The organism is Streptomyces adelaidensis, from assembly GCF_016598475.1.
GTDB lineage: Bacteria > Actinomycetota > Actinomycetes > Streptomycetales > Streptomycetaceae > Streptomyces > Streptomyces adelaidensis.
The window spans coordinates 1-392 of the sequence record NZ_JAEMUX010000318.1 but is presented as its reverse complement, the minus strand read 5'-3'; the positions used below and the strand labels follow the sequence as shown (position 1 = coordinate 392).

Annotated in this window: 1 protein-coding gene; it reads right to left on the bottom strand. The window is 65.6% G+C overall.

The annotated features are described in order from the left end of the window. A partial coding sequence (locus I8N67_RS42040; protein WP_200309694.1) for an Hsp70 family protein occupies positions 1-392 on the bottom strand: 392 nt, incomplete at both ends.

Here is a 392-nt window from a genome sequence, read left to right as displayed (position 1 = left end):
GAGGAGCCGCCGGTGACGGTCATCTTCTGCTCCTTGCCGGTGCCGAGGTCCTTCGCCGTGACATGCATGATGCCGTTGGCGTCGATGTCGAAGGCGACCTCGATCTGCGGGACACCGCGCGGGGCGGGCGGCAGGCCGGTCAGCTCGAACATGCCGAGCTTCTTGTTGTACGCCGCGATCTCGCGCTCGCCCTGGAAGACCTGGATCTGGACGGACGGCTGGTTGTCCTCGGCGGTGGTGAAGATCTCGGACCGCTTGGTCGGGATCGTCGTGTTCCGCTCGATCAGCTTGGTCATGATGCCGCCCTTGGTCTCGATACCCAGGGACAGCGGGGTGACGTCGAGGAGCAGGACGTCCTTGACCTCACCCTTGAGGACACCGGCCTGCAGGGC